27 protein-coding genes and 1 tRNA gene are annotated in these 21252 nt (G+C 65.8%); 5 read left to right on the top strand and 23 right to left on the bottom strand.

Annotated elements, in window-relative coordinates; genetic code table 11:
• The first annotated feature begins 187 nt into the window (after positions 1-187).
• Positions 188-1159 carry an MASE1 domain-containing protein gene (locus FIV34_RS02550; protein ID WP_170207495.1) on the top strand — a complete coding sequence of 324 codons (972 nt, stop codon included), beginning with the start codon at positions 188-190 and terminating at the stop codon, positions 1157-1159.
• A gap of 55 nt (positions 1160-1214) precedes the next feature.
• Here FIV34_RS02550 and FIV34_RS02545 read toward each other — a convergent pair whose 3' ends face one another.
• The 9 genes from FIV34_RS02545 to FIV34_RS02505 all read right to left on the bottom strand — a co-directional run bounded on the left by FIV34_RS02545 (position 1215) and on the right by FIV34_RS02505 (position 5512).
• Positions 1215-1661 (bottom strand): hypothetical protein, encoded by a 447-nt coding sequence (locus tag FIV34_RS02545; protein ID WP_139979366.1) that lies wholly within the window; start codon positions 1659-1661, stop codon positions 1215-1217.
• A 214-nt stretch (positions 1662-1875) separates the two neighbouring features.
• Complete coding sequence (locus tag FIV34_RS02540) at positions 1876-2172, bottom strand: hypothetical protein (RefSeq protein WP_139979364.1); 297 nt, start codon at positions 2170-2172, stop codon at positions 1876-1878.
• A complete protein-coding gene (locus FIV34_RS02535; protein WP_139979362.1) occupies positions 2169-2492 on the bottom strand; it encodes a hypothetical protein in 324 nt (107 codons plus the stop codon). Before FIV34_RS02535 ends, FIV34_RS02540 begins: the two co-directional genes overlap by 4 nt.
• Positions 2493-2502: 10 nt before the next feature.
• Complete coding sequence (locus tag FIV34_RS02530) at positions 2503-2901, bottom strand: hypothetical protein (protein WP_139979360.1); 399 nt, start codon at positions 2899-2901, stop codon at positions 2503-2505.
• Positions 2883-3194, bottom strand: a complete 312-nt coding sequence (locus FIV34_RS02525) for a hypothetical protein (RefSeq protein WP_139979358.1) — start codon at positions 3192-3194, stop codon at positions 2883-2885. The genes FIV34_RS02530 and FIV34_RS02525 overlap by 19 nt, the downstream gene beginning before the upstream one ends.
• The gene (locus tag FIV34_RS02520; RefSeq protein WP_139979356.1) at positions 3187-3444 is read right to left on the bottom strand and encodes a hypothetical protein; all 258 of its coding nucleotides are present in this window, start codon (positions 3442-3444) and stop codon (positions 3187-3189) included. Before FIV34_RS02520 ends, FIV34_RS02525 begins: the two co-directional genes overlap by 8 nt.
• Before the next feature lie 57 nt (positions 3445-3501).
• The gene (locus FIV34_RS02515; RefSeq protein ID WP_425462906.1) at positions 3502-4086 is read right to left on the bottom strand and encodes a DUF2589 domain-containing protein; all 585 of its coding nucleotides are present in this window, start codon (positions 4084-4086) and stop codon (positions 3502-3504) included.
• 78 nt (positions 4087-4164) lie between these two features.
• Entirely contained in the window at positions 4165-4707 is a 543-nt protein-coding gene (locus tag FIV34_RS02510; RefSeq protein WP_139979352.1) for a DUF2589 domain-containing protein, read from the bottom strand.
• 106 nt (positions 4708-4813) lie between these two features.
• Positions 4814-5512: a LuxR C-terminal-related transcriptional regulator gene (locus FIV34_RS02505; protein WP_139979349.1), complete on the bottom strand. Its 699-nt coding sequence runs from the start codon at positions 5510-5512 to the stop codon at positions 4814-4816.
• Positions 5513-5756: 244 nt separating this feature from the next.
• Here FIV34_RS02505 and FIV34_RS02500 point away from each other — a divergent pair, with 244 nt between their 5' ends.
• On the top strand, positions 5757-6254 hold the full coding sequence (locus FIV34_RS02500; protein WP_246058730.1) for a winged helix-turn-helix domain-containing protein: 498 nt from the start codon (positions 5757-5759) through the stop codon (positions 6252-6254).
• Here the strand turns inward: FIV34_RS02500 and FIV34_RS02495 are convergent.
• From FIV34_RS02495 to rplM, 5 genes are all read right to left on the bottom strand, one after another.
• Positions 6215-8593, bottom strand: coding sequence for an HsdM family class I SAM-dependent methyltransferase (locus FIV34_RS02495; RefSeq protein ID WP_139979344.1), 2379 nt, complete (start codon positions 8591-8593; stop codon positions 6215-6217). The two genes, FIV34_RS02500 and FIV34_RS02495, sit on opposite strands and share 40 nt — an antisense overlap.
• Before the next feature lie 60 nt (positions 8594-8653).
• Entirely contained in the window at positions 8654-9748 is a 1095-nt protein-coding gene (locus FIV34_RS02490) for an acyltransferase family protein (RefSeq protein ID WP_170207494.1), read from the bottom strand.
• A 92-nt stretch (positions 9749-9840) separates the two neighbouring features.
• A tRNA-Gln gene (locus FIV34_RS02485) sits at positions 9841-9914 on the bottom strand.
• Positions 9915-9983: 69 nt separating this feature from the next.
• On the bottom strand, positions 9984-10376 hold the full coding sequence (gene rpsI, locus FIV34_RS02480) for a 30S ribosomal protein S9 (RefSeq protein ID WP_139979341.1): 393 nt from the start codon (positions 10374-10376) through the stop codon (positions 9984-9986).
• Positions 10377-10385: 9 nt separating this feature from the next.
• On the bottom strand, positions 10386-10814 hold the full coding sequence (rplM, locus tag FIV34_RS02475) for a 50S ribosomal protein L13 (protein WP_139979339.1): 429 nt from the start codon (positions 10812-10814) through the stop codon (positions 10386-10388).
• Between the two features lie 331 nt (positions 10815-11145).
• Between rplM and coq7 the strand changes: the two genes are divergently transcribed.
• Positions 11146-11730: a 2-polyprenyl-3-methyl-6-methoxy-1,4-benzoquinone monooxygenase gene (gene coq7, locus FIV34_RS02470; RefSeq protein ID WP_246058855.1), complete on the top strand. Its 585-nt coding sequence runs from the start codon at positions 11146-11148 to the stop codon at positions 11728-11730.
• Positions 11731-11795: 65 nt separating this feature from the next.
• Here the strand turns inward: coq7 and speD are convergent, their stop codons facing one another.
• The gene (speD, locus tag FIV34_RS02465; RefSeq protein WP_036109987.1) at positions 11796-12581 is read right to left on the bottom strand and encodes an adenosylmethionine decarboxylase; all 786 of its coding nucleotides are present in this window, start codon (positions 12579-12581) and stop codon (positions 11796-11798) included.
• Positions 12582-12928: 347 nt separating this feature from the next.
• Here speD and crp point away from each other — a divergent pair, with 347 nt between their 5' ends.
• Complete coding sequence (gene crp, locus FIV34_RS02460; RefSeq protein ID WP_139979334.1) at positions 12929-13624, top strand: cAMP-activated global transcriptional regulator CRP; 696 nt, start codon at positions 12929-12931, stop codon at positions 13622-13624.
• On the opposite strand, the gene FIV34_RS02455 is transcribed toward crp, so the two are convergent.
• The 5 genes from FIV34_RS02455 to FIV34_RS02435 form a co-directional block, all read right to left on the bottom strand.
• Positions 13621-14574: a bifunctional helix-turn-helix transcriptional regulator/GNAT family N-acetyltransferase gene (locus FIV34_RS02455; protein ID WP_139979332.1), complete on the bottom strand. Its 954-nt coding sequence runs from the start codon at positions 14572-14574 to the stop codon at positions 13621-13623. The two genes, crp and FIV34_RS02455, sit on opposite strands and share 4 nt — an antisense overlap.
• Positions 14575-14644: 70 nt before the next feature.
• The gene (locus FIV34_RS02450) at positions 14645-15349 is read right to left on the bottom strand and encodes an HAD family hydrolase (protein ID WP_139979329.1); all 705 of its coding nucleotides are present in this window, start codon (positions 15347-15349) and stop codon (positions 14645-14647) included.
• Between the two features lie 7 nt (positions 15350-15356).
• Positions 15357-16205 carry an indole-3-glycerol phosphate synthase TrpC gene (gene trpC, locus FIV34_RS02445; protein ID WP_139979327.1) on the bottom strand — a complete coding sequence of 283 codons (849 nt, stop codon included), beginning with the start codon at positions 16203-16205 and terminating at the stop codon, positions 15357-15359.
• 49 nt (positions 16206-16254) lie between these two features.
• The gene (gene trpD / locus FIV34_RS02440; protein WP_139979325.1) at positions 16255-17286 is read right to left on the bottom strand and encodes an anthranilate phosphoribosyltransferase; all 1032 of its coding nucleotides are present in this window, start codon (positions 17284-17286) and stop codon (positions 16255-16257) included.
• Between the two features lie 20 nt (positions 17287-17306).
• On the bottom strand, positions 17307-17903 hold the full coding sequence (locus tag FIV34_RS02435) for an anthranilate synthase component II (RefSeq protein WP_139979323.1): 597 nt from the start codon (positions 17901-17903) through the stop codon (positions 17307-17309).
• Between the two features lie 119 nt (positions 17904-18022).
• Here FIV34_RS02435 and FIV34_RS21090 point away from each other — a divergent pair, with 119 nt between their 5' ends.
• Positions 18023-18739, top strand: coding sequence for a hypothetical protein (locus tag FIV34_RS21090; protein WP_211352696.1), 717 nt, complete (start codon positions 18023-18025; stop codon positions 18737-18739).
• A gap of 30 nt (positions 18740-18769) precedes the next feature.
• Here FIV34_RS21090 and FIV34_RS02425 read toward each other — a convergent pair whose 3' ends face one another.
• From FIV34_RS02425 to FIV34_RS02415, 3 genes are read right to left on the bottom strand one after another with little or no spacing between them, the layout of a single operon-like run.
• Positions 18770-19321, bottom strand: coding sequence for an isochorismatase family protein (locus tag FIV34_RS02425; protein ID WP_139979321.1), 552 nt, complete (start codon positions 19319-19321; stop codon positions 18770-18772).
• Positions 19322-19333: 12 nt separating this feature from the next.
• Positions 19334-20731: an MFS transporter gene (locus tag FIV34_RS02420; protein ID WP_139979319.1), complete on the bottom strand. Its 1398-nt coding sequence runs from the start codon at positions 20729-20731 to the stop codon at positions 19334-19336.
• Entirely contained in the window at positions 20728-21183 is a 456-nt protein-coding gene (locus FIV34_RS02415) for a MarR family winged helix-turn-helix transcriptional regulator (protein WP_139979317.1), read from the bottom strand. Before FIV34_RS02415 ends, FIV34_RS02420 begins: the two co-directional genes overlap by 4 nt.
• Between the last annotated feature and the right edge of the window lie 69 nt (positions 21184-21252).

The raw sequence follows: 21252 nt of genomic DNA, 5'->3' as shown, positions 1-21252 counted from the left end.
AGAAAACGCGTTGGTCGGCACGCCTTGTCCAACCAAATGCTATTTCGGCAAATCTTCGTGATTGCCCTGTATTCCATCCCGTCACTGCCGCTATATCATCTACCTTGAAAGCGTCAGTCGTAACGGGCCTGTCCCGCAGCGACCGCTTAAACCGGACGGCCGCGACGGCGGCATTGAGGGACGGCACGTGGGAACGTCACAAAGGGATCCGTTGGCATGGGGCCGCTATCTGGCGGTCGCGGGCGCTTATGCCGCTTGCTACGAGCTCACCCGTAACATTTCGTTCTCCCACTGGATGCTGCCCGCCGGCCTGCGCCTGGCCTGCCTTTTGTTGGTCCCGCGCCGCTTCTGGCCGGCCCTGGCGGTCGGCGAAGCCCTGCCCATCGCCGAGATGGCTGCCCTGCACGCGTCGCTCTTCGGCGGGCTCTGGGCGTGCGCGGCGTCGCTGCCGCCGATCCTCCTGTGCATGCCCGCCATGGCGTGGCTGCGCCGCCGGTACGAGCTGGTGGGCGCGGACGGCCAGGTGAACATGGGGCTGATCCTCGCCGCCACCCTGGTCTGCGCGGCCATCACCACCGGCGCGAACGCCCTGACACTTTCGACGGTGAGCATGGCCGATGGCTCGGCTGCCCCGGCGCCGACGCTGCCCATCCTGCTGGCCTGGGTACTGGGTTGCTACCTGGGCGCCCTGACGCTGACGCCGCTGATCCTCGCCATTCGCGAGCGCGTGGCGGCACAGCCCGGCGGCGTGCCCACCTGGAACGCCCTGCGGCATAGCCCGCTGATGCGCGATGCCCTGCTGTTCGCGGTGCCCTGCCTGGCCCTGTTGCTGCTGGTGGCGGGCGGTGCCGAGGGTGACGAGACCCTGCTTACCTGCATCCGGGTCGGCATGGCCGTTCCCGTCATCGCCCTTACCCTGCGCCATGGCTGGCACGGCGCGGCCGCGGGCGGCATGCTGGCGAGCGTGGCCCAGGCCAGTACGTCGTTCCAGCTCCAGGATCCGGCCATGATCCGCTCCCAGGCGATCCTCGCCTTCGTCGCCTCCACGGCCCTGATCTTCGGCGTTCGCGTCGCACAGCGCATTGCGGCGGCCCAGCGGGCGGCACGCAACGGCATCCCCGTGCCGGCCCCCGCGCCCTCGCCTTCCATTCGTCGCTGACGGCGCCCTGGAACGCCGCCGGGCCACTGGCCCGGCGACGCATGACCTGACGGCCTTACGGACCGCGCGAGGAGCACTCCACCGGGTTCTTGCATTCCACCGGCACCGCCATCACGCGCATGGTGCCGTTGGTCTGCGGTGCCACCAGCACCTGCACGGCGCCGTCGTTGTAGACGGTTTCCGTGGTGGTGCTTGCCGGCGCGGCGAGCGGCTCGTCTTCCGTCGCCACGTTGGTGGCATCGACACCCACCGGGGTACCCAGCAGGCTGGTCGGTGTGCGGGCAATCGCAGCGCGCACCGTGCCGCTGCCATCATTCACCTGGATGTACTTGATGCTGCCACGCTGGAACACGTAGACGTGGTAGTTCGGGCTGGCGCTGACGTCGGTGGCATTCGGCCACGCCTGGCCAAGGCCGGTCTGCGCGGTCTGCGCGTGGGCCGCACCGATACCGAGTGACAGCATGGACAACGAGATCGCGAGCGTGCGGAGCGAGAAAGACATGGCAAAATCCCCATTTTTGAGTGACACCGGCCCGACGCACCGCGCGACGGCTACCGGCAGATCGACAGTTGGGGGCGCACACGGGCGACGCCCCAGGGCCGATGCCCTGACTTTCCCCCAACCACCTGAGCATAGCCGCCCCGTATGCCGATTCCGCGCACCGATGGGGGCGCGGCGATTCAGAAACCCCGGCCCCAGGGCCGGGGTTTGCCGTTCAGGGGCAGGCCGACGACCGCGGGGCGTCGTGAAGACGTAGCGCCCAGCGCGCCAGCAACGCCGCCACGCCAATATCGACCAGCACCTCACTCGGCCACACGTCGCCGTAGAAGAACCCGTCAAGGCTGGCGACCATGCCATACAGGCCGATGGTGTTGACGCACTCGCCCACCGCGATAAGCCCACAACTCACGCGTCCGATACGCGAGAGCCCCCGGTCGGTGACCAGCCACCCGGAAATCAGCGTCCCGACCACGCAGGCAAGCAGATCGATCATCAGGAGCCCGGCCATCATTTGCCACCGCCTGCGATGCGCTCGATCACTCGCTCAGCCACGCCCTCGCCATGTTTTTCCAACAGGCGCTGGACGATGATCGTCACCTTGAGGCCAAAACAACCGACCAGGAACGACACGCCGGCCTGCACTTCCGGCAGCGCATCAGGCAGGAACTGCCGCTGGAACGCCGGGGCAAGGAATACGGCGATCAGCGTGCCGCACACCACCTGTACCACCGCCCGGCGGCGTGAGCCGGTATCGCTCATGGCAACCGGCAACACCGCGCCGCCCACGGCCGCCAGGAGCAGCCAGAAACGCGTAAGGAGGATGGAGTCCATGGGCGCCTCCTCATGGCTTGCCGGCAAGGGGCAGCTCGCCCGACCACGCGTGGCCGTGGTGCGTGAACGCCACGCTGGCGCCCGACGCGGTGATCGCCACCCGCAGCTCGCCGGGATAGAGCTGGTCGCAAAAATGGCCGCCATTGGCTACCGGCTGGAAGCGGAAACGCGCGCCGGCTGCGTCTTCCTGCAGCAACTCGGCGTCGATGCGGCAATTGCGAGGCTCGCCGAATCGCAATGCCACGCGATCCCCGATGCGTTCAAGCGAAGCCCGCACCATGGCACTGCCACCGCTCACTACGCCCCGCCATGTCTCGCCGGCAGGCACGGCAGCGTGTGCATCGGCCATGGCCAACGCAAGCAGCGAAGCGAGGGCCGCGAACGTCAACGTCAACTTTCCTTGTGACATGAAACACTCCTTGGTGGATGGAACGTCCCGACGGGTTTGCCGTCGATGGTGAAACGAGGAAACCAGTCGTCCAGTGCCTCGCATCGGATCCTGAAGTGATGCGCGGGCTCGCGCCTCAGCCAACGCATGAAGCTCGGTCCAGGCGCGACATGCCACGCCCCGCGCTTGTCTTTGCGCATGCTCCCGGTGAACTCGACGCTGAACGTCGCCACCCGTGCACCGCGATAGGTCGCGCTTGCCAGCGTGCGCACCCGCTCGAGCAGCAAGCTTACGGGCAGCTCGCGCTTACTCACCGATCCAGCCCGGCTTGCGAGGAAAGCCGACGTGGTAACAGATCCACTGCAGCACCACCTGGTGCTCACCAATCTGCAACACATTGAAACTCTTCTCGGTCGCCATGATGTGGCCTCGCGGCGATTCGTTGAGGCAACGGTTGAGCAACGCGCGCGACTCCTCGACCTGGGCCTCTGACGCGATCTGGTTAGGATTGTTGCTACCGATGACAACCCGTTTCACGAAACGCACGTCGGTTATGTCGAACATGGGATCCTCGTCTGGGATCGTGGCGCACGGGGCGCCACGATCATTACCTCCGCCGTTTTACGCCTCCGCAGGCGCTGTCAGCTTGCCCGTCTTCGGCACGACGGCCGTCTGCAGGATGTCCATGACGCGGGCGAGGCCTTCGGGCATCCCCCCGTCACGCGCCTGCACGTTGACGTGGTACTTCGCGGAGTTATCCGACGTACGCGTATTCTCCTTGTGCGCGGTGACCGAGCCGCTCACCGACACCTTCGCGCCGAAGCCACCCCACGACGCACCGAACGACGCGGAGGTGTCGCGCGAGCTTTTGTCGGTGCTGGATGCCTTTACTTCCATATCGAATGTGATGTCGACCGTCTCGACCGCAAGCGTCGGCACTTTCACGATAGAGAGCAGCGGTACACTCATCTCGACGGCTTCGTCCATCCATTTACCCTCGGCGTCCTGCACCGGACGCGAGAACTTGAACTCGGAGGTTCGCGTCTTGCCCGTGGCATTGCCGGTCTCGTCCTGTTCGAAACCCACCTTGCTGATGAACTCCGCAGTGGCCTGGGCCAGCCGCACCTGGGCATCACAGGCGGCCATCAGCGGGGCGCCGACCAGGTCGCCCATCGGCAGGCCACGGAACTGTTCTGCAATAGACATAACGTTTCTCCTTTTACGTATCGACATTGACCCGCCGCGCCTCATGCGCCACGGGGTTCGACCGGGTGTGGGGGAGGGTTAGTCGCCCGGCCTGAACGTCTGGAAGACCCCTTGGGTCATCGCGAGATGATTACTAAGGCGCGCCACCCCATCCGGGGGCTCCACGCCTTCGACGCGTAACGTCACATGCACTTTGCCGGGGCCGCCATCCCCGCGCCGCGCCAGGGTATCGAGGGCAACGGAACGCTTTCGTCCTTTCGCACGGAAGGCCCAGCGGCTTCGCGTCGTCGGCGGTTCACCGTCACCGTCCGTGTCGGCGCTATCGACGAAGGCGCCCAGTTCCGCGTCAAAGCAGATTTCCACGTCCTTGATGCGTAGCGATGTGGTCGGCACCAGGGGTAGCAGCGGCGCGCGATAGAGATCTTCGTCGCCATCCTGCGAACCGGATTGCATCGAGGGCATGCGGATCACCACGCTCTTCGGGCGGTTGTTTTCGTCGAAATATTCGCCAAGGTGAGCCACCTGGGATTGCTCAATACGGGCCTGGGCGTCGACCACGGCGCCGGCCATGGCTTCGATCAGACTTTCGAGGGGCGCTACCGACAATCCTGTTCTCCTCATCCTGTGTGCCGCGCTGTGTGACTACTATGGCGGGATGCGCCGTGGGTGGACATCGGCGATGGGCTGAGATGCATCTCGCCGTTCTTCCGATATCTCGGGGGAGCGCTCAGTGATCGATCGACACCATGCCTTCGCGCAGGGCGTAGCGCGTGAGGTCGGCGATGCCATCCACGCCCAGCTTCGACTGGATGTGTTCGCGATGCGTGCCCACCGTCTTCATGCTGATGTGCAGGCGCTCGGCGATCTGCCGCGTGGACAGGCCCTCGGCATAGAGCTGGGCGACCTCCTTCTCGCGCGGCGTGAGCACGGAGTGCGGCTCGTCACCACGACGAAACGACTCCACCAGCACGTAGGCCAGTTCGGGGCTGACGTGGTAGCGCGACGACAGCACGCTGTCGATGCCGTCCATCAGGTTAGCGAACTTGCAACGCTTCAGGACGTAGCCATGCGCGCCAGCGTCGAAAACTGCGCGAACGCAAGGTCGGTCGCCCGTTTCGGACAGGCAGAGCATGCGCGTGTGTGGGCAGCGCGAGGCGACGCGACGCGCGGCTTCAACGCCATTCAAGCCCGGCATGGACTCATTGAAGACGAGGAGATCCGGCTTGCGGTCCACGCACAGGCGCAGGCAATCACGCCCGTCGCCGGTACTGCCCACGACTTCGAAGCGTTCCTGCGCCCCCAACAGGGCAGCGAGCCCTTCTCGCATCAGTTCCTGTTCGTCCGCCAGGACGATCCGGACCGGGCGTGTCGCACCGTGTGACAGAATGCGGTCCGCACGGTGGCCGCCTACATGGTTCCCTTGCATCTACCTACTCCTGGTTTGGGCAGGTGCGTACCGTCGGCGAGAGAACATTCTCACGTCCTTCCGGGAACCTTACGGACTGACAAACCATCATTACTTCAAGGGGTTGCCTTTAGCGGCATCGCCCGCCGGCGGCATGCAGCAGTCCTTCCCGTCTTCTCCCTTTCTCATTGGCAACTGGGTCATCCACCCAGGTCGTCGTGAGATCGTGCGGCACGGGCAGGCGAGATTGCTGGAACCCCGGCATATGGATGTGCTCTGCGCGCTGGCCGCACGACAACGCGAAGTGGTCAGCGTCGGCGAACTCCTGGATGCATGCTGGGGAGGCGGGTTCTATGGCGACAACCCCGTGCATAAGGCCGTCGCGGTGTTACGGCGTTCGCTCGAAGACGATGCGAGGACGCCGCGCTATATCGCCACGGTGCGCAAGCGCGGTTACCTGATGATCGCGCGGGTCCGGCCCATGCGCGGTGTCGAGGAGCGACTCGAGGCGGCGATCCGGCGCTGGGGCAGCTCGCCGGCTTTCCAGCGACGCATGCGCGTTCTGGGCCCGGACGACGACCACGGCTGGCAAACACTGACGGCGGTGCTGTTGCGCGTGGCGTCCACGCTGGTCACCGACGGCGCGTTGCCCAGCGCCCTGGACACCGTCGACGAAGCACGCGGATGGCTCAGCTCGCAGGTAGCCGCGACGCCGGTGGATGGTCAGTCGACGAAGAAGGCCTTGTCTTCCGCGTCGGCGTAGCCGGCCAGGGCCGCGAGCACCACCCGACGCGTGTGCACGAGGCGCTCCTCCACCCATGCTTCAAGCACCGGGTCGTCGGGCAAGGCGAACTGCGCGATGCGCGCGGGGGTCAGCTTGCGGCCGTAGGAGAATCGCCATTTCTCTTCGTGCAGGCAGGCCGCCGCAATCACCAGGGTGGCTTCGCTCACCGTCTTGCGGGGCAGCAGCACCAGGCAGTCATCGTTCACAGCGCACGGCTCGAACTGCACGAAGGCCTCGCCGATGGAGCCAGTCTGCGCCACCGTGACAAACGGCGGCTGCATCACCTGGCCGAACTCCAGCCAGCCGTAGCAGCCGTTGTAGGCCTCCGTGGGCGAGATCACCAGCGTTTCGCCGTCGGCGATGCCATCGCGGCTGTGCAGCTCCTTCATGCCGTACACGATGTCGAAGGCGTCGCCGATGGTGCCGGGCCGCGCGCCATCCGACAGCGCCTTCGCGTTGTCTTTCTTCGCCTGGGAGATCAGCTGCCGGTAGTCCGCCATGCGGATGCCGCCCTGGCGCACCTGGTCGCGCTGCGCGGTGACTTCGCGCGAGTAGCGGGTGTAGAACGACGCCAACCGACGCAGGTGGACATCGACCGCCTGCTGCACTTCGTCGCGGCTGGGCGGTGCGGAATCGACATAGGCGCCCGCCGCCCACTCGCGTTCGCCGGACACACGGCCCAGGCCCGAGAACCCGGGAATCGCGCGCTTGTTGACGATCGCATCCACCGCCATGGCGATGTCATTGGGCTCGGTTGCTCGCTCGACACGGATGCCTTTGCGCAACGTCAGGCCATCGTGGTGGAGGCGCACGAACACTGTGGCGACGTTTGGGTCGTGCTTCACGCCCTTCTCAAGCACGACGACCGAGGTGGTCGCCGAGGCGTAGGGCTGGAACAGCTCATCCGGCAGCTGGCACACCGCCAGCAAGCGATGATGCTTCAGGATCTTCTGCCGCCACGCGCCCTTGCTCTTCTTCACGATGAGGCTGGTCGGCAGGACGACAGCCACCTTGCCGCGCTGCTTGAGTGCCTCGAGCGCGCGATCGACGAAGTCTTCCGACGGCGTGTCTGACGACTTGTGCGGGAACGGCGGGTTCATGAGGACGACATCCACCTCGCCCTCCGGGAAGTCCGGCGCGGTGAAACAGTCTTCCTGGTGAATCTGCGTGGCACCGTCGCCGCGCAGGATCATGTTGGCCACGCACAGTGCTGCCGTCACCGGCTCGGTCTCGAAGCCATACAGCTGCTTGCGCGCCACCTTGATCATTTCCGCGCGACTCAGGTCGTGGACGCGAAGGAGCCGGTCCATCGCCGCGACGAGGAAGCCGCCGGTACCGCAGGCCGGATCGAGCACGTGGTCGCGCGGCCCGACTTCGCAGACGTCGGCCATGAACTGCGCGATATGCCGCGGCGTGAAGTACTGGCCGATGGTATTGCCACCGGTGTAGCGGAAGAAGGTTTCGTAGAGCTGGCCGAGGTAGTCGTGTTCGGCGGTGAGCACGCTGACGTTGAGCTTTTCCAGGATGCGCGCGATCTCGACCGCGCGCGTGGCCAGCTTGGCGTTCGCCTCTTCCACGTGCAGGCTGCGCCCCAGCGCCGGCTTGCCTGCTTTCTCGAACGCGCGCAGGCATTCGGCGTTGATGTCCGCGAGGATGTGGTCCTCGTCGCGGCGGATGCGGCCCTTCGAACTGGCCAGGGCTAGCATGATGGCGGCGACCACGGCGGGCCGGAACTCGTCCTTGATCTTCGCTTCGCGGAGCAGGCGGTTGATCTCTTCCGCCCGGCGGGCCAGCACTTCCGGCGGCGGGATGGTCGGACGCAGTTCGGGGCGGCCGTGCGGCGAGGCGACGCGTTCCAGGTCGGTGCGGTTGGGAATCCACGACACCGGCTTGCCGCCGTACGTGACGATGGACCATTCGCCATCGGCATAACGCGAGACGCGCAGTTCAAAGCTGTCGTCGGAGGTGCCGGCCAGGCCGATGGCCAGCGGTGCGTAGCCTTTCTGCTTGAAGCGCTCGGCGTAGTGCTGCGCTTCGCGCAGGGCCTTGCCGTGTTCGCTGCTGAGCTTCTTTGCCTCGACGACGGCGAGGACTTTCTCCGTGACCTTGTCGACCAGCAGGGCCTCGGGGTAGCCGCTGCCACTGCCCGTCTTGCTGGCCTGTTTCAGGGCCTTTTCGATGAGCGGGAAGGCGCCGTACTCGTTCTGCAGCAGCACGTCGCCAACGGGAGGCTTCTTCGGGGACCAGCCCTGGGCGCTGAGCAGCTCATCGAGCAACTTCTCGCTGCGCCTTTCGGAGATACCCTTGGTCTTGCTCATCACTACTCCGCTGCCGTCCGCTGGTGCGGCAGAAAACAAATACGGTAGGGCGCGGACGTCTCAGCCGGCGAGATTACCCGCGCGGACCTCCGAACCCAGGGAATGGGAAGCGACACCATGGCCGAGGAACCGCTGGCCGAGGTGTCGCAGCAACGGCTTCTCCAGCCAATGATAGCTGAGGAGGCCCACACCCACGCCGATGACGGCCATGAAGGCCGCCAGCGCGGTGGCCGGCACGGTGCCGACCCAGCCCAGTCGGACGAAGATCCCGGCCAGGGCGTCGTACACGATCATGTGCCAGAGGTAGAGCGAGAACGACGCATCCCCGAGGTACTGGAGCGTGCGGGGCATAACCCATTCCCGACGCACTTCCAGCACAACGATGGCGTAGATCAACACGGCGGCGGGGACACCCCAGCCGAGGACACGCAGGCTCGGGAAGGCCGGATTTTCCCAAAGCAGATAACTGGCCGCCGCCATCCAGGCCACGGCCCCCGGCAGCATCGCGCCGTGCAGGCGGCGCACACCCCGTTCGACGAGCATGGCCACGGCCACGCCGAAGGAAAACTCCAGCAGGATGGGGGCGAACAGGTAGTCGAAGGGCTCGCGCCAGGGCGACCCCAGCCCGATGCCTACGGCGACGGCGACGAGGCCGAACCACGCAGCCGGCCCCCACCCTGCGCGACGGCCGAGGATCAGCAGGCTGACAGCGGCCACGGCGTAAAAATACACCTCGTACGCCAGGCTCCAGGCCACGTTGACCACGTAGTTGGGGATGCCATCGACCAGCGTGAGGAGCTCGAACAGCGACTTCTGGCGAGGGAGTGCCGTGGGTGGCGCCCATGCGAGCACTCCGCACCCGGCGATAAAGGCGACCCAGTAGAGCGGGTAGATACGGATGAACCGCTTCATCGCGAAGGCGAACACCGCGCTGCCCCGGCCGGAGACCTCCATGGCGCCGATCGACCGCTGCATCACGTGATAGATGATGAAACCCGATATCACGAAAAACACGTCGACCCCGGACGGGCCCACGGCAGAGAAGTACGGCTTGGCCCAGTGCGAACGCATGGGCACGAGACTCCAGAACAGGTGGCTCGACAGCACCATGAGCGCCGCGATGGCCCGCATGCCCTGGATGTTTCGGTAGCTCATGGGTCGTGGGTGCCAGGCAGCGGTTCCGCGGTTGCCTGGCCACATGGCACGCAAAGAAAAAGGGCCCTGATTGCTCAGGGCCCTTTTCTGTTTGGCTGGGAGACTAGGATTCGAACCTAGATAAACGGAGTCAGAGTCCGTTGTCCTACCGTTAGACGATCTCCCAATAAACCGGGCTTCGACGCGCTCTGACCTGGGATGCGGCGAAGGTGAAGCTCTGATTCTCCGAAGAGAATTAGCGCTTCGAGAACTGCGTAGCGCGACGGGCCTTGTGGAGACCGACCTTCTTACGCTCGACTTCGCGAGCATCGCGGGTCATGAAACCAGCCTTGCGCAGCGGCGACTTGAGCTGGTCGTCGTATTCGACGAGAGCGCGAGCGATGCCGAGGCGGATGGCGCCGGCCTGGCCGGTGATACCGCCACCAGCGACCGTGACCATGATATCAAACTTCTCGACGTTGTCAGTCAGCTCAAGCGGCTGACGGACGATCATGCGCGAGGTTTCGCGGCCGAAGAAGATGTCGAGCGGCTTGCCGTTCACCACGATGCCACCGGTGCCCTTACGAAGGAACACGCGGGCGGACGAGGTCTTGCGGCGGCCGGTACCGTAATTCTGCTGGGTAGCCATGGCGATTCCTTAGAGTTCCAGCACTTGCGGCTGCTGGGCAGTGTGCGGGTGCTCGGCACCGCCGTACACCTTGAGCTTGCGGTACATGGCGCGACCCAGCGGGTTCTTCGGCAGCATGCCCTTGACGGCGATCTCGATCACGCGCTCCGGGTGCGAAGCCAGCAGGTCCTTGAGACTCGTGGTCTTCAGGTTGCCGACGTAGCCGGTGAAGCGGTGGTACATCTTGTCGTCCAGCTTCGCACCGGTGACAGCCACCTTCTCGGCGTTGATCACGACGATGTAATCGCCGGTATCGACGTGCGGGGTGAACTCGGGCTTATGCTTGCCGCGGAGACGGCGCGCGACCTCGGTCGACAGGCGACCCAGGGTCTTGTTCGTGGCGTCAATCACGAACCAATCGCGCTTGACGCTCTCCGGCTTGGCGCTGAACGTTTTCATTTCGAAAATACCTGGTTTGCCGCCCATGAGAGAGCGGAACACGGAATCGGTGAAAGCAAAGACGCGAGAGAATAACTGACTTATCCTGCGTCGCGCAAGCTCACCATGCAGGTGAGCTTCGGGCCGACAATCATAGCACGATGACGCGGCCTTTACACAAGCTCTGCCGTCACCGAAGTTCGCCTGCCGCGACAAGCAGCCGCAGCGCGTTCACCCCGGCGGGGCAGCGGCGCATTGTACCTTGTACCCGTCCCCACGTTCAAAGGAGCCGCCCGTGTCCGTTCGTACCCTCACCCCGCTCGACCGCCTGCTGGCGGGCCTGGAGCGCGCCATGGAGGCCGTTGGCGGCTCCCAGGAGGCGCACCGCCCCTCGCCGGGCGATGCCGTGCCCGACGCCGGGATGGACGACGCCGAGCGCCGCCACGCCGCCGGGCTGATGCGGATCAACCATGTGGGTGAGGTCTGTGCCCAGGCCCTGTACATGGGCCAGGCCGCCCTGGCCCGGACGGACGAAACCCGCGAGCACCTGCTGCATGCCGCCCAGGAAGAGACGGACCACCTGGCCTGGTGCGCCGAGCGCCTGAAGCAGCTGGACAGCCGGCCCAGCCTGCTCAATCCGGTCTGGTACGCGGGCAGCTACGCCATTGGCGTGGCCGCGGCCGCCGTGGGCGACCCGATCAGCCTGGGCTTCGTGGTGGAAACCGAGCGCCAGGTCGAGGCCCACCTCGCCGAGCACCTGGAGCGCCTGCCGGGGCAGGACGACCGCTCGCGGGCCATCCTGCGCCAGATGCAGGCCGATGAGGTACGCCACGCCGAGGCCGCGCAGGCCCGCGGCGGTGTCGACCTGCCCTTCCCCATCCCGCGGCTGATGCATGCCGCATCGGCCGTGATGAAGGCCGTCGCCTACCGGATCTGAACCCCGGATCCGAGCCAACAAAAAAGCCCCGCTTTCGCGGGGCTTTTTTCGTTACACCAAGCTCATTACATCAGGTTCCGGCCGTGGAACAGTTCCTCTATTTCACGACGCAGCAGCGACTCGATGCGCTGGCGCTCCTTGAACGAGAGGTCGTCGGCCTGGGCCTCGAACAGGTAGGTGTCGAGGTCGAAGTCCTTGATGTGCATCTTCGTGTGGAAGATGTTTTCCTGGTACACGTTGACGTCGAACATCTCGTACTTCTGGCGGATGTGCTTCGCCAGGTAATCCTGCACCGAGTTGATCTTGTGGTCGATGAAGTGCTTCTTGCCCTTCACGTCACGCGTGAAACCGCGCACGCGGTAGTCCGCGATGACGATATCCGACTCGAAGCTGTCGATCAGGTAGTTCAGGGCCTTCAGCGGGGAAATGACGCCGCAGGTGGCCACGTCGATATCCGCGCGGAACGTGGCGATGCCGTTGTGCGGATGCGTTTCCGGGTAGGTATGGACGGTGATGTGGCTCTTGTCCATGTGCGCCACGACGGCGCCGGAAATCGTATCGCGGCCCAGCTTTTCGACCACCGGCTCCTCGGAAATGAGGATGGTGACCGACGCGCCCTGCGGATCGTAATCCTGGCGGGCGATGTTCAGGATGTTCGCGCCGATGATCTCGGCCACGTCCGTCAGGATCTGGGTCAGGCGGTCCGCGTCGTACTGTTCATCGATGTACTCGATGTAGTTCTGACGCTGCTGCTCCGAGACGGCATAGCAGATATCGTAAATATTGAAGCTCAGCGCCTTGGTGAGGTTGTTGAAACCCTGAAGGCGAAGGCGGGGAAGCGGTTTGACCACAGCGACTCTCCGAGGCCGAGCGACGGCCAGCAGCAGACACGGGTTAGCAGCAAGGGTCCCCGCAACAGAAAGAATGTAGGTACGGCCAGCTGACCGGACGGTCAGTCTGCCCTCCATTTATGAACCGCTTGAGACAAGGGGGTCGCCACGGAGGGGGTAAAATTATGGGGCAAAGTGGCGAGAATTTGAACAACTTGGATCCAATCGTTATTTCTGATGGATTTTGGTCGCCCTTTGTCTGCAATAATCCCGCCGGGGACATGGCAAGTCGGCGACGCATGACGGAAAACCGTCAGCTGGCCACCGATTTGGGGGTGCCATGCCATTGAAGTCCAATGGAATCTGCTGTGGCTCAACTCAAATATCTGCTGCAACAGGCGTTCGAACGGTCGCAGGCTCCTCTGAGCTTCGCGCCGGACCCGACCGCCATGGGCCGTTTCCTGGATGCGTGCCATCGGCGCCGCTACCCCGGGAAGACCGCCATCATCCGTCCCGGCGACCCAGCCAATACCCTCTATTACGTGGTGGAAGGCTCGCTTGCCGTCTGCACCGAAGACGAGGAAGGCCGCGAGCTGATCCTTGCCTACATCAACCGTGGCCAGTTCATCGGTGAGATGGGGCTGTTCGTGGAGCAGGCCCAGCGCGAATCGCTCGTGCGGACCCGGACGGCGGTCGAAATGGCCGAAATCAGCTACGAGCGCCTCTTCCAGCTGCTGGAAGGGCCGCTGGCGGCCGAGTGCCCCAAGCTGCTCTTCGCCATTGGCTCGCAACTGACCCACCGCCTCCTGCGCACCTCGCGCCAGGTCAGCCGCATGGCGTTCATGGACGTGACGAACCGCGTCTCGCGCACCCTGCTCGACCTGTGCACCGAGCCGGACGCCATGACCCACCCGGACGGCACCCAGATCCGCATTTCCCGCCAGGAAGTGAGCCGGATCGTGGGCTGCTCCCGCGAAATGGTCGGCCGCGTGCTCAAGCAGCTTGAAGAAGAGCGGATGATCGACGTCGCCGGCAAGACCATCGTGGTCCGCGGCACGCGTTAAGGCTTCCCCTCGTAAACCATGTAGACATCCGCCCGTTCGTAATGCGAGCCCGGGCGGATCGTTTCCTGGCGGACGAAACCCGCCCGCTCGTACATCCCCAGCGCCCGCCCGAGGCGGCTGTTCGATTCCAGGAAAAGCTGCTTGCCACCGCGCTGGCGCCACGCGTCGATCGACGCATCCAGCAGCCGCCGACCGGCCCCCAGGCCGCGGAAATTCTCGTCCACGCCCATCTTGGACAGCTCGTAGACCCCGTCGCCCTCGTGCAGCAGGGCGCAGGTACCCACCACCTCGCCCGCATACAGGGCGAAGAAAATGGCACCGCCCGGCTGAATCACGATGTTTTCGGGGTCGGCGAACAGCGTGCGGTCCACGTCCTCCACCCGGAAATAGCGCTCCAGCCACTGCTGGTTGAGCCGGCGGAAATGGTCCGCGTAGGCGCGATCCCACGGGACGACCTCGACGCTCTCGCGCGACAGCGCCGCGCGCTGGTCCATCACGGCGGCGACCAGCGGCCGCTCGGCCAGGGCCTGTTCGCAGCCGTCGATGGCATCCAGCAGGTCCAGCATGCGCGGGCCGAGCGATTCCGCCATGCCCCGGCGCAGCGCCAGCCAGACCGGGCCCAGGGCGCCCAGGGCGCGCTCACCGGCATCGGTCAGGGTCAGCACGCTGCGACGGCCGTCGCCCGGGTCGCGCTGGCGCACCACCATGCCGGCGTCGACCAGGCGGTCGGCCAGCTGGCTCACCGCCGAATGGGTCTGGCCAATCGCCGCGGCCACCTCGGTGACCGTCGTCGGGCCCACGTCGCGCAGGAAACGCAGGACGGGGAACCAGCGAGATTCGATGCCCGCGCCACTGGCGCGGTAAACCTCGTCCACCGCCTGGTAGAAGTAATCGCTCAGCGCCTTGAGGCGGCTGCCGATGGCCAGCTCGCGCAGGGAGGACAGGTACATCGGGGAATTCCGTGGGGAGATGCAGAAAAAAAGAGGCTAGCGGTGCCGGGTCACCGCACGCAAGCCATGCTCAGTACCAGCCCAGCACCTCGAGCTTGTCGCCCAGTGCCTTGCGCATCTTCTTCAGGGTACGGGCGCCGGGGTTCACCAGCTTCGCCGAGTCGGCGGCCTTGAGCATCGCCAGGTCCGAGAGGGAATCGCCGTAGGCCATGGCCCAGGGACGCGCGATGCCCGCGCGCTCCACCGACTTCACCTTCATGGCATCGACGTTGTGGCGCACGAAGTGCACGCCAAACAGGCCGCCGCGCACCTGGGAGGCAATCAGTTCCACGCCCTGCAGGTTCACTTCGTCCAGCATGGCCTGCACCAGGGTGCCGTCATTGCCCGTGACGATGACCACGCGGTCGCCCGCCTCCCTGTGCCTGCGCAGCGTGGCGACGCCGTCGCGCATGAAAACACCCGGCCGGCGCGCATAGGTGCGCGCAAACTCGGTCAGCAGGCGCTTGTAGTTCTTCTCGGTGCGGCCAAACGTCACCACGCGCAGGAACACCCGGCCGAAGATCCGGCTGCCCGCCGCCGTGCGGACCATGAACGGTACGAACGGCAACCAGGGCAGCGCCAGCAACAGGCGCCAGCGCCCGGCGCCGGAGAGGCGCTCGCGGAAATACAGCTCAAGCGTCTGCTGGCGCACGATCACGCCATCGAAATCAAACAACACAACGCGCCGCGCGTCGACGGTGGTGTCCGGCACCACCGCTTCAATCCCCTGTGTCATGCGCGGCTCAGTGCTTGTGCGAGACAGTCGGGGCGTGCACCCCGAACAGCTTCTGCAACTCGGAGCCCGGATCGGCCGCACGCATGAAGGCTTCGCCCACCAGGAAGGTGTGGATACCGGCTTCGCGCAGCTTGCGGACGTCTTCCGGCGTGTGGATGCCCGACTCCGCGACGATGGCGGTTTCCGGACCCACGCGATCCTTCAGCTTCAGCGACGTGCCGAGCGAGGTTTCGAACGTGCGCAGGTTACGGTTGTTCACGCCGATCAGCGGTGCGGGCAGGCCAAGCGCAATCTCGAGTTCTTCCTCGTTGTGCACTTCGACCAGCACGTCCATGTCGAGCTCGGCGGCAAGCAGCGACAGCTCGGTAAGCGCGCCTTCGTCGTAGATGACGTCGTCACCGCTCTTGTCACCGAACGCCGCAACGATCAGGAGGATGCAGTCCGCGCCGATCACCCGGGCCTCGTAGACCTGGTATTCGTCGACGATGAAATCCTTGCGCAGGATCGGCAGGTCGCATGCGTCGCGGGCCTGGCGCAGGTAATCCTCGTGGCCCTGGAAAAAATCAGCGTCGGTCAGCACGGACAGGCAGGTGGCCCCGCCCTTCTCGTAGCTGCGCGCGATCTGTGCCGGATCGAAGTCGGCGCGGATCAGGCCCTTGCTGGGGCTGGCCTTCTTCACCTCGGCAATCACGGCGGGCTTGCCATCGTGCAGGCGTGCGTCGATGGCCGCGACGAAACCGCGCGTATCCGGAAGGCCGGCGATCATCGCGGCCATGTCGTCGATCGAACGCTTGCGCTTTCGCTCGTCGATCTCTTCCGCCTTGCGGTTGAGAATGCGGTGGAGGATGTCAGGCATCGCTGTCGCTTCCTAGGGTAAGGCCGGGGATGGGGATACCCCGACCATATCAGGCACCGAGCCGCTGCGTCGCGGCCACGAAGGCGTCCATTTTTGCACGAGCCGCGCCGCTTGCGATGGTCGCGCGCGCCAGGTCGATGCCGGCCTGGATGCTGGGGGCCACGTCGGCCGCATAGAGGGCGGCACCGGCGTTCAGGCAGACGATGTCATGCGGCACGCCGGGCACGCCGGAAATGGCGTCCACCAGCATGAGCCTTGATTCTTCGGCATTTTCCACCCGCAGGTTGCGGCTGGAGGCCATGGAAAGGCCGAAATCCTCCGGCTCGATCTCGTATTCGGTGACCTTGCCGTTGCGCAGCTCGCCCACCAGCGTCGCCGCACCGAGGGAGATCTCGTCCATGCCGTCGCGGCCCCACACCACCAGGGCGTGGTTCGCGCCAAGGGCCTGCAGGACGCGCACCTGGATACCCACCAGGTCCGGATGGAACACGCCCATCAGGATATTCGGGGCGCCCGCGGGGTTGGTCAGCGGGCCGAGGATGTTGAAGATGGTGCGCACGCCCATCTCGCGGCGCACGGGCGCCACCACCTTCATCGCCGGATGGTGGTTCGGCGCGAACATGAAGCCGATGTCGGTCTCTTCCATGCACACGGCCACCTGGGCCGGCAGCAGTTCGATGCGGGCGCCAAGCGCTTCCAGCACATCCGCACTGCCCGACTTGGACGACACGCTACGGCCACCGTGCTTCGCCACGCGCGCGCCTGCGGCCGCTGCCACGAACATCGATGCGGTGGAGATATTGAACGACGACGCGCCGTCACCACCGGTGCCGACGATGTCGATGAAATGCGGGTGCGGATTCACCTCCACCTTGGCGGAGAGATCGCGCATGACGCGCGCCGCGCCGGTGATTTCGCCCACCGTCTCTTTTTTCACGCGCAGGCCGGTGAGGATCGCGGCCGTCATGAGCGGGCTGACATCCCCGCGCATGATCTGGTGCATCAGCTCGATCATCTCGTCATGGAAGATCTCGCGGTGTTCGATGGTGCGCTGGAGCGCCTCGGAAGCGGTAATCGGCATGGAGCGTCCCGGGCGGGTAATCAGGCGGCGAGCGGCAGGGGCATGCCGAGGAAGTTACGCAGCAGGTCGTGGCCGTGCTGGGTAAGGATGGACTCGGGGTGGAACTGCACGCCCTCGATATCCAGCGTGCGGTGGCGCAGGCCCATGATCTCGTCGATCGAGCCGTCCTCGCGCTCCGTCCAGGCGGTGACTTCCAGGCAGTCCGGCACCGAGTCCTTCTCGACCACCAGCGAGTGGTAGCGCGTGGCCTCGAAGGGATTGGGCAGGCCGGCGAAGACGCCCTTGCCCAGGTGCTTCACCGGGGAGGTCTTGCCATGCATGATCTCGCGGGCGCGGATCACCTTCCCGCCGAACACCTGGCCGATGGCCTGGTGTCCAAGGCATACGCCGAAGATCGGCAGCTCGCCGGCCAGCTCCTTCAGGATGTCGATGGACACGCCCGAGTCGTCCGGCGTGCCCGGCCCCGGGGAAATCATGATCCGCGAGGGCTTGAGCGCCCGGATATCGGCCACGGTCAGCGCATCGTTCCGGACTACCTTGACCTCCTGCCCCAGCTCGCCGAGGTACTGGACGAGGTTGAAGGTGAATGAGTCATAGTTGTCGATCATGAGGAGCATGGCGGGGCCTGCCGGTTCAGAACGGGGGGTCGGGGCCCATTATTCTAGCCGGATCGGGCCGCGGGAGGCCGCGCCACCGCTCACACTGACTTCGCAGCCACGCCCACAGGATGCCTCGCATGCGAAACCTCGACTTCAGTTCCTGGCAGGGCCTGCTTTCCACCTTCTTCGGGCTGGCGGTGATCACGCTGATTGGCGTGGGCATCCGGCTTCTGGCACAGCAGACGGTGCAGCAGCGACGGGAACGGGCAAACCGGCAGATCAACGAGCGGCTGCGCACCCTCATTGCCGCCTATAAGACGCTCGGTGGCTCGTTCACTGGGAACCTGGCGGTGGACCCGACCCATCTGCGGCAACTTCGCGAGCGGGGCGTGGATGATCCCGCCGCCGCGCTCGTGCTGGCCGCCGCCACGGGAAGCGACCGCGCACGCCGCGTGCGCGACGCCGTCGAGGCGGCCCTGTCCGACATCGTCCTGCTCGGCACGGAGCGGCAGGTGGAACTCGCCGCGCAGGCGGCCAGTGAACTGGTCGCCGGGCGGCCCGTGCACACCGATGAGCTGGTGGTCTCGCTGCGCAACTTCATCCGCGAGGTGCTGGATCTCGACCCCATTCCTGCAAGCGTGCCCATCCCGAAGCAAGGGCCCGCCCGTACCGCCGGCCAGGGCGGCAAGGGGGGCGGCGGCGGTGACGGAGGTGGCGGGAAAGGTGGCGGCGGCGGGGGCGGTGGAGGTGGCGGCGGCATGGGTGGCGGCATGGCCGCCGGTGCCGGCGCAGGGATCGGCATCGGCCATGGCATCTCGTCCACCGACGATGACGATCCCTCCGCGCACCGCTAACCCACGGCAGGAGCGCGCTTTCGCGCGACCTTAGCCGATCTTCGCCAGCAGCTCGGCCGTCGAGGTGGTTTCACCAAGGCGCGGGAAGATCCGCGTGATGCTGTTGTGGTGCGCGTCGGCATTCAGGTCGGCCATCGCATCCGTCACCAGCACGACGTTGTAGCCCAGCTCGCTGGCGTAACGCGCGGTGGATTCCACGCCGATGCTCGTGGCGATGCCGAGGATCACGATCTGCTCCACGTTCAGGCCGCGCAGGTGTCGGTCGAGATCCGTGGTCTGGAACGCGCCCCAGCGCTTCTTCGTCACGACATGGTCGGTCGGTACCTGTTCGAGTTCCGGCACGAAGGATTTGAAAGCCGGATCCTGCGGGACCTGCGGCACGCCGCTATCGGTGCGCCCGGGCGCGCCGGCATCGACGTTGACGAGAACGACGGGGCGCTTCGTTTCGCGGAAGGCGCGTGCGATCGCGGCGGCCTTCTCGACCACCGGAGCCGCCGGCGAAGCGACGGGAAGATTCACGATGCCCTGCTGCAGGTCGATAACGATCAGCGCAGCATTCACGTCGAGTTGGGTCAGTGCCATGGGGATGCTCCTTCAGGAGTGGGGTTTGGAAACGTCATCCACACGCGGGAGCGTGCGGTCGAAAAGCGTGGCGATGAACAACAGTGCCGAGACACCGACCATCGTGCCGGCAAGCAGGTGCAAGCCCGCGTCGGTCGGCTTGTGGCCATAACAGGCGCCGATGACCGCGGTGGCCGCCATCGCACCGATGTACGAGAAGGTGCGTTGCAGGCCCGAGGCGGTGCCGATCTGCCCGGGCGGTGCCTGTATGTACACGGCGGCCTGGGTCGTCACCGAGACCAGGCCTTGCGGAATGCCGAAGACGGCGACGGCCGCGGCCATCAGCCACAACGGCGACGCGGCATCGATGCACCACAGCGCGATACCGCCGACGACGGAACACGCGAACGCGAGCAGGAAAGGGCCGCGCAATCCCTTCGTGCGGGCGCCGGCAACGGAGCCGACACCGGCAAGAATCGACAGCGGCAAGGTCGCCATGCCCGCCTGCGCGGGCGAATAGCCGCCCGCACCCTCCACCCATTGGGCAAAGCCATAGAAAATGCAGTAGACGACGGTGAACGCCACCATCGCGCGCAGGTAGGTGAGGCTCAGCGGCGTGTGCTTCGCCAGCATGCGCAGGTCGATGAACGGGTCCGGGCGCCGCAGTGAATGCCATGCCAGCAAGGCGGCGCATGCGGCAGCGATGGGCAGGGCCAGCCATCGCGGATGGTCGATGTCGAGAAGGAACACCATCACGGCAAGCAGTGCGCCCGAAAAAAGGCTGATGCCCACCACGTCGAGTTCCTTCCACAACGACCGGCGCACCTTGCGCGGCGGATCCTTCGGAATCCACGCGAGCACCAGCAGCAGGGTGACAAGCGCCAGCGGCACGTTCACCGTGAAGATCGCATGCCAGCCAAACGCGCCGGTGAGCACGCCACCCAGCACCGGACCCACGGCCGCCGTGGCGACACCCATCAGCGACAACAGGCCCATGGCCGTGCGCGGCGGCGGGCTGCCCGTCGCGTCGGCGCGTTCCCGGAAGAGCCGCATGGCCGAGGGGTACGCGCCGGAGGTGCCGATGCCGAGCAGCATGCGCACCACCACCAGCCATCCCAGCGATGGCGCGACGCGCCCGCCCACGCCAGCGATCATCACGAGCACCAGGGAGGCGAGATACACGCGACGCGCGCCCACCAGATCGGCGATCCGGCCCAGCGTCGGCTGCGCCACCGCGCACACCAGATACAGCGCGGCAATAAGCCAGCCCGTCTGCGCGACGCTGGCATGGAACTCCGCCGCGATCGGCACCAGGGCGGTGGCGATCATGGTGGAGTTAATGGGGTTGAGGCAGGAACCCAGCGCCAGCGGCAGAAGGAAGCGCACGCCGAACGGGTTGGCAGCGGCGACGCTGCCCGTGGCCGTGGTCACGCCGGATCCTGCGTACTCGTCTCCGCCAGGTTGCGGATAACCCGGGCGGCCACCGCGAGATCATCGCGATCATGCGGCGACATCCGCGAAATGGCCTCCGACAGCCACGCATGCTTCGCTGCCTTCACCCGGCGCCGCGCCTCGATGCCTTCGGCCGTCAGCGCGTAAAGGAACTGCCGCCCGTCCGTCGGGTGCGCCTCGCGCGCCACCAGGCCATCCTGCTCCATGGTCGCCAGGGTGACGCCCATGGATTGCGGCTTTACGGCTTCGGCGCGGGCCAGGTCGGCGGTGGACGTGGGTCCAGAGGCCTCGAGGCGCGCCAGCACGGCCGCCTGCGACCAGGTCAGGCCAAGATTGTTGGATTCGGCGCGCACACGGCGCACCAGCAGGCCGCACGCGGTGAGCAGGTCACTGGCGGCGATATCGACGGGCGACGGCTGGGACTTGGGCATCCCTTGAAGCTAAGGCCGGCTCGTGACGATTGCAAGGTAAACTTGCAAGTTAAGCTTCGAAAGTTCTTG

Origin of the sequence: Luteibacter pinisoli, from assembly GCF_006385595.1 — a bacterium.
In the GTDB taxonomy this organism is placed as follows: Bacteria; Pseudomonadota; Gammaproteobacteria; order Xanthomonadales; family Rhodanobacteraceae; genus Luteibacter; species Luteibacter pinisoli.
Note: the sequence above shows the minus strand (reverse complement) of the source record. Positions and strands in the feature narration are given on the sequence as shown.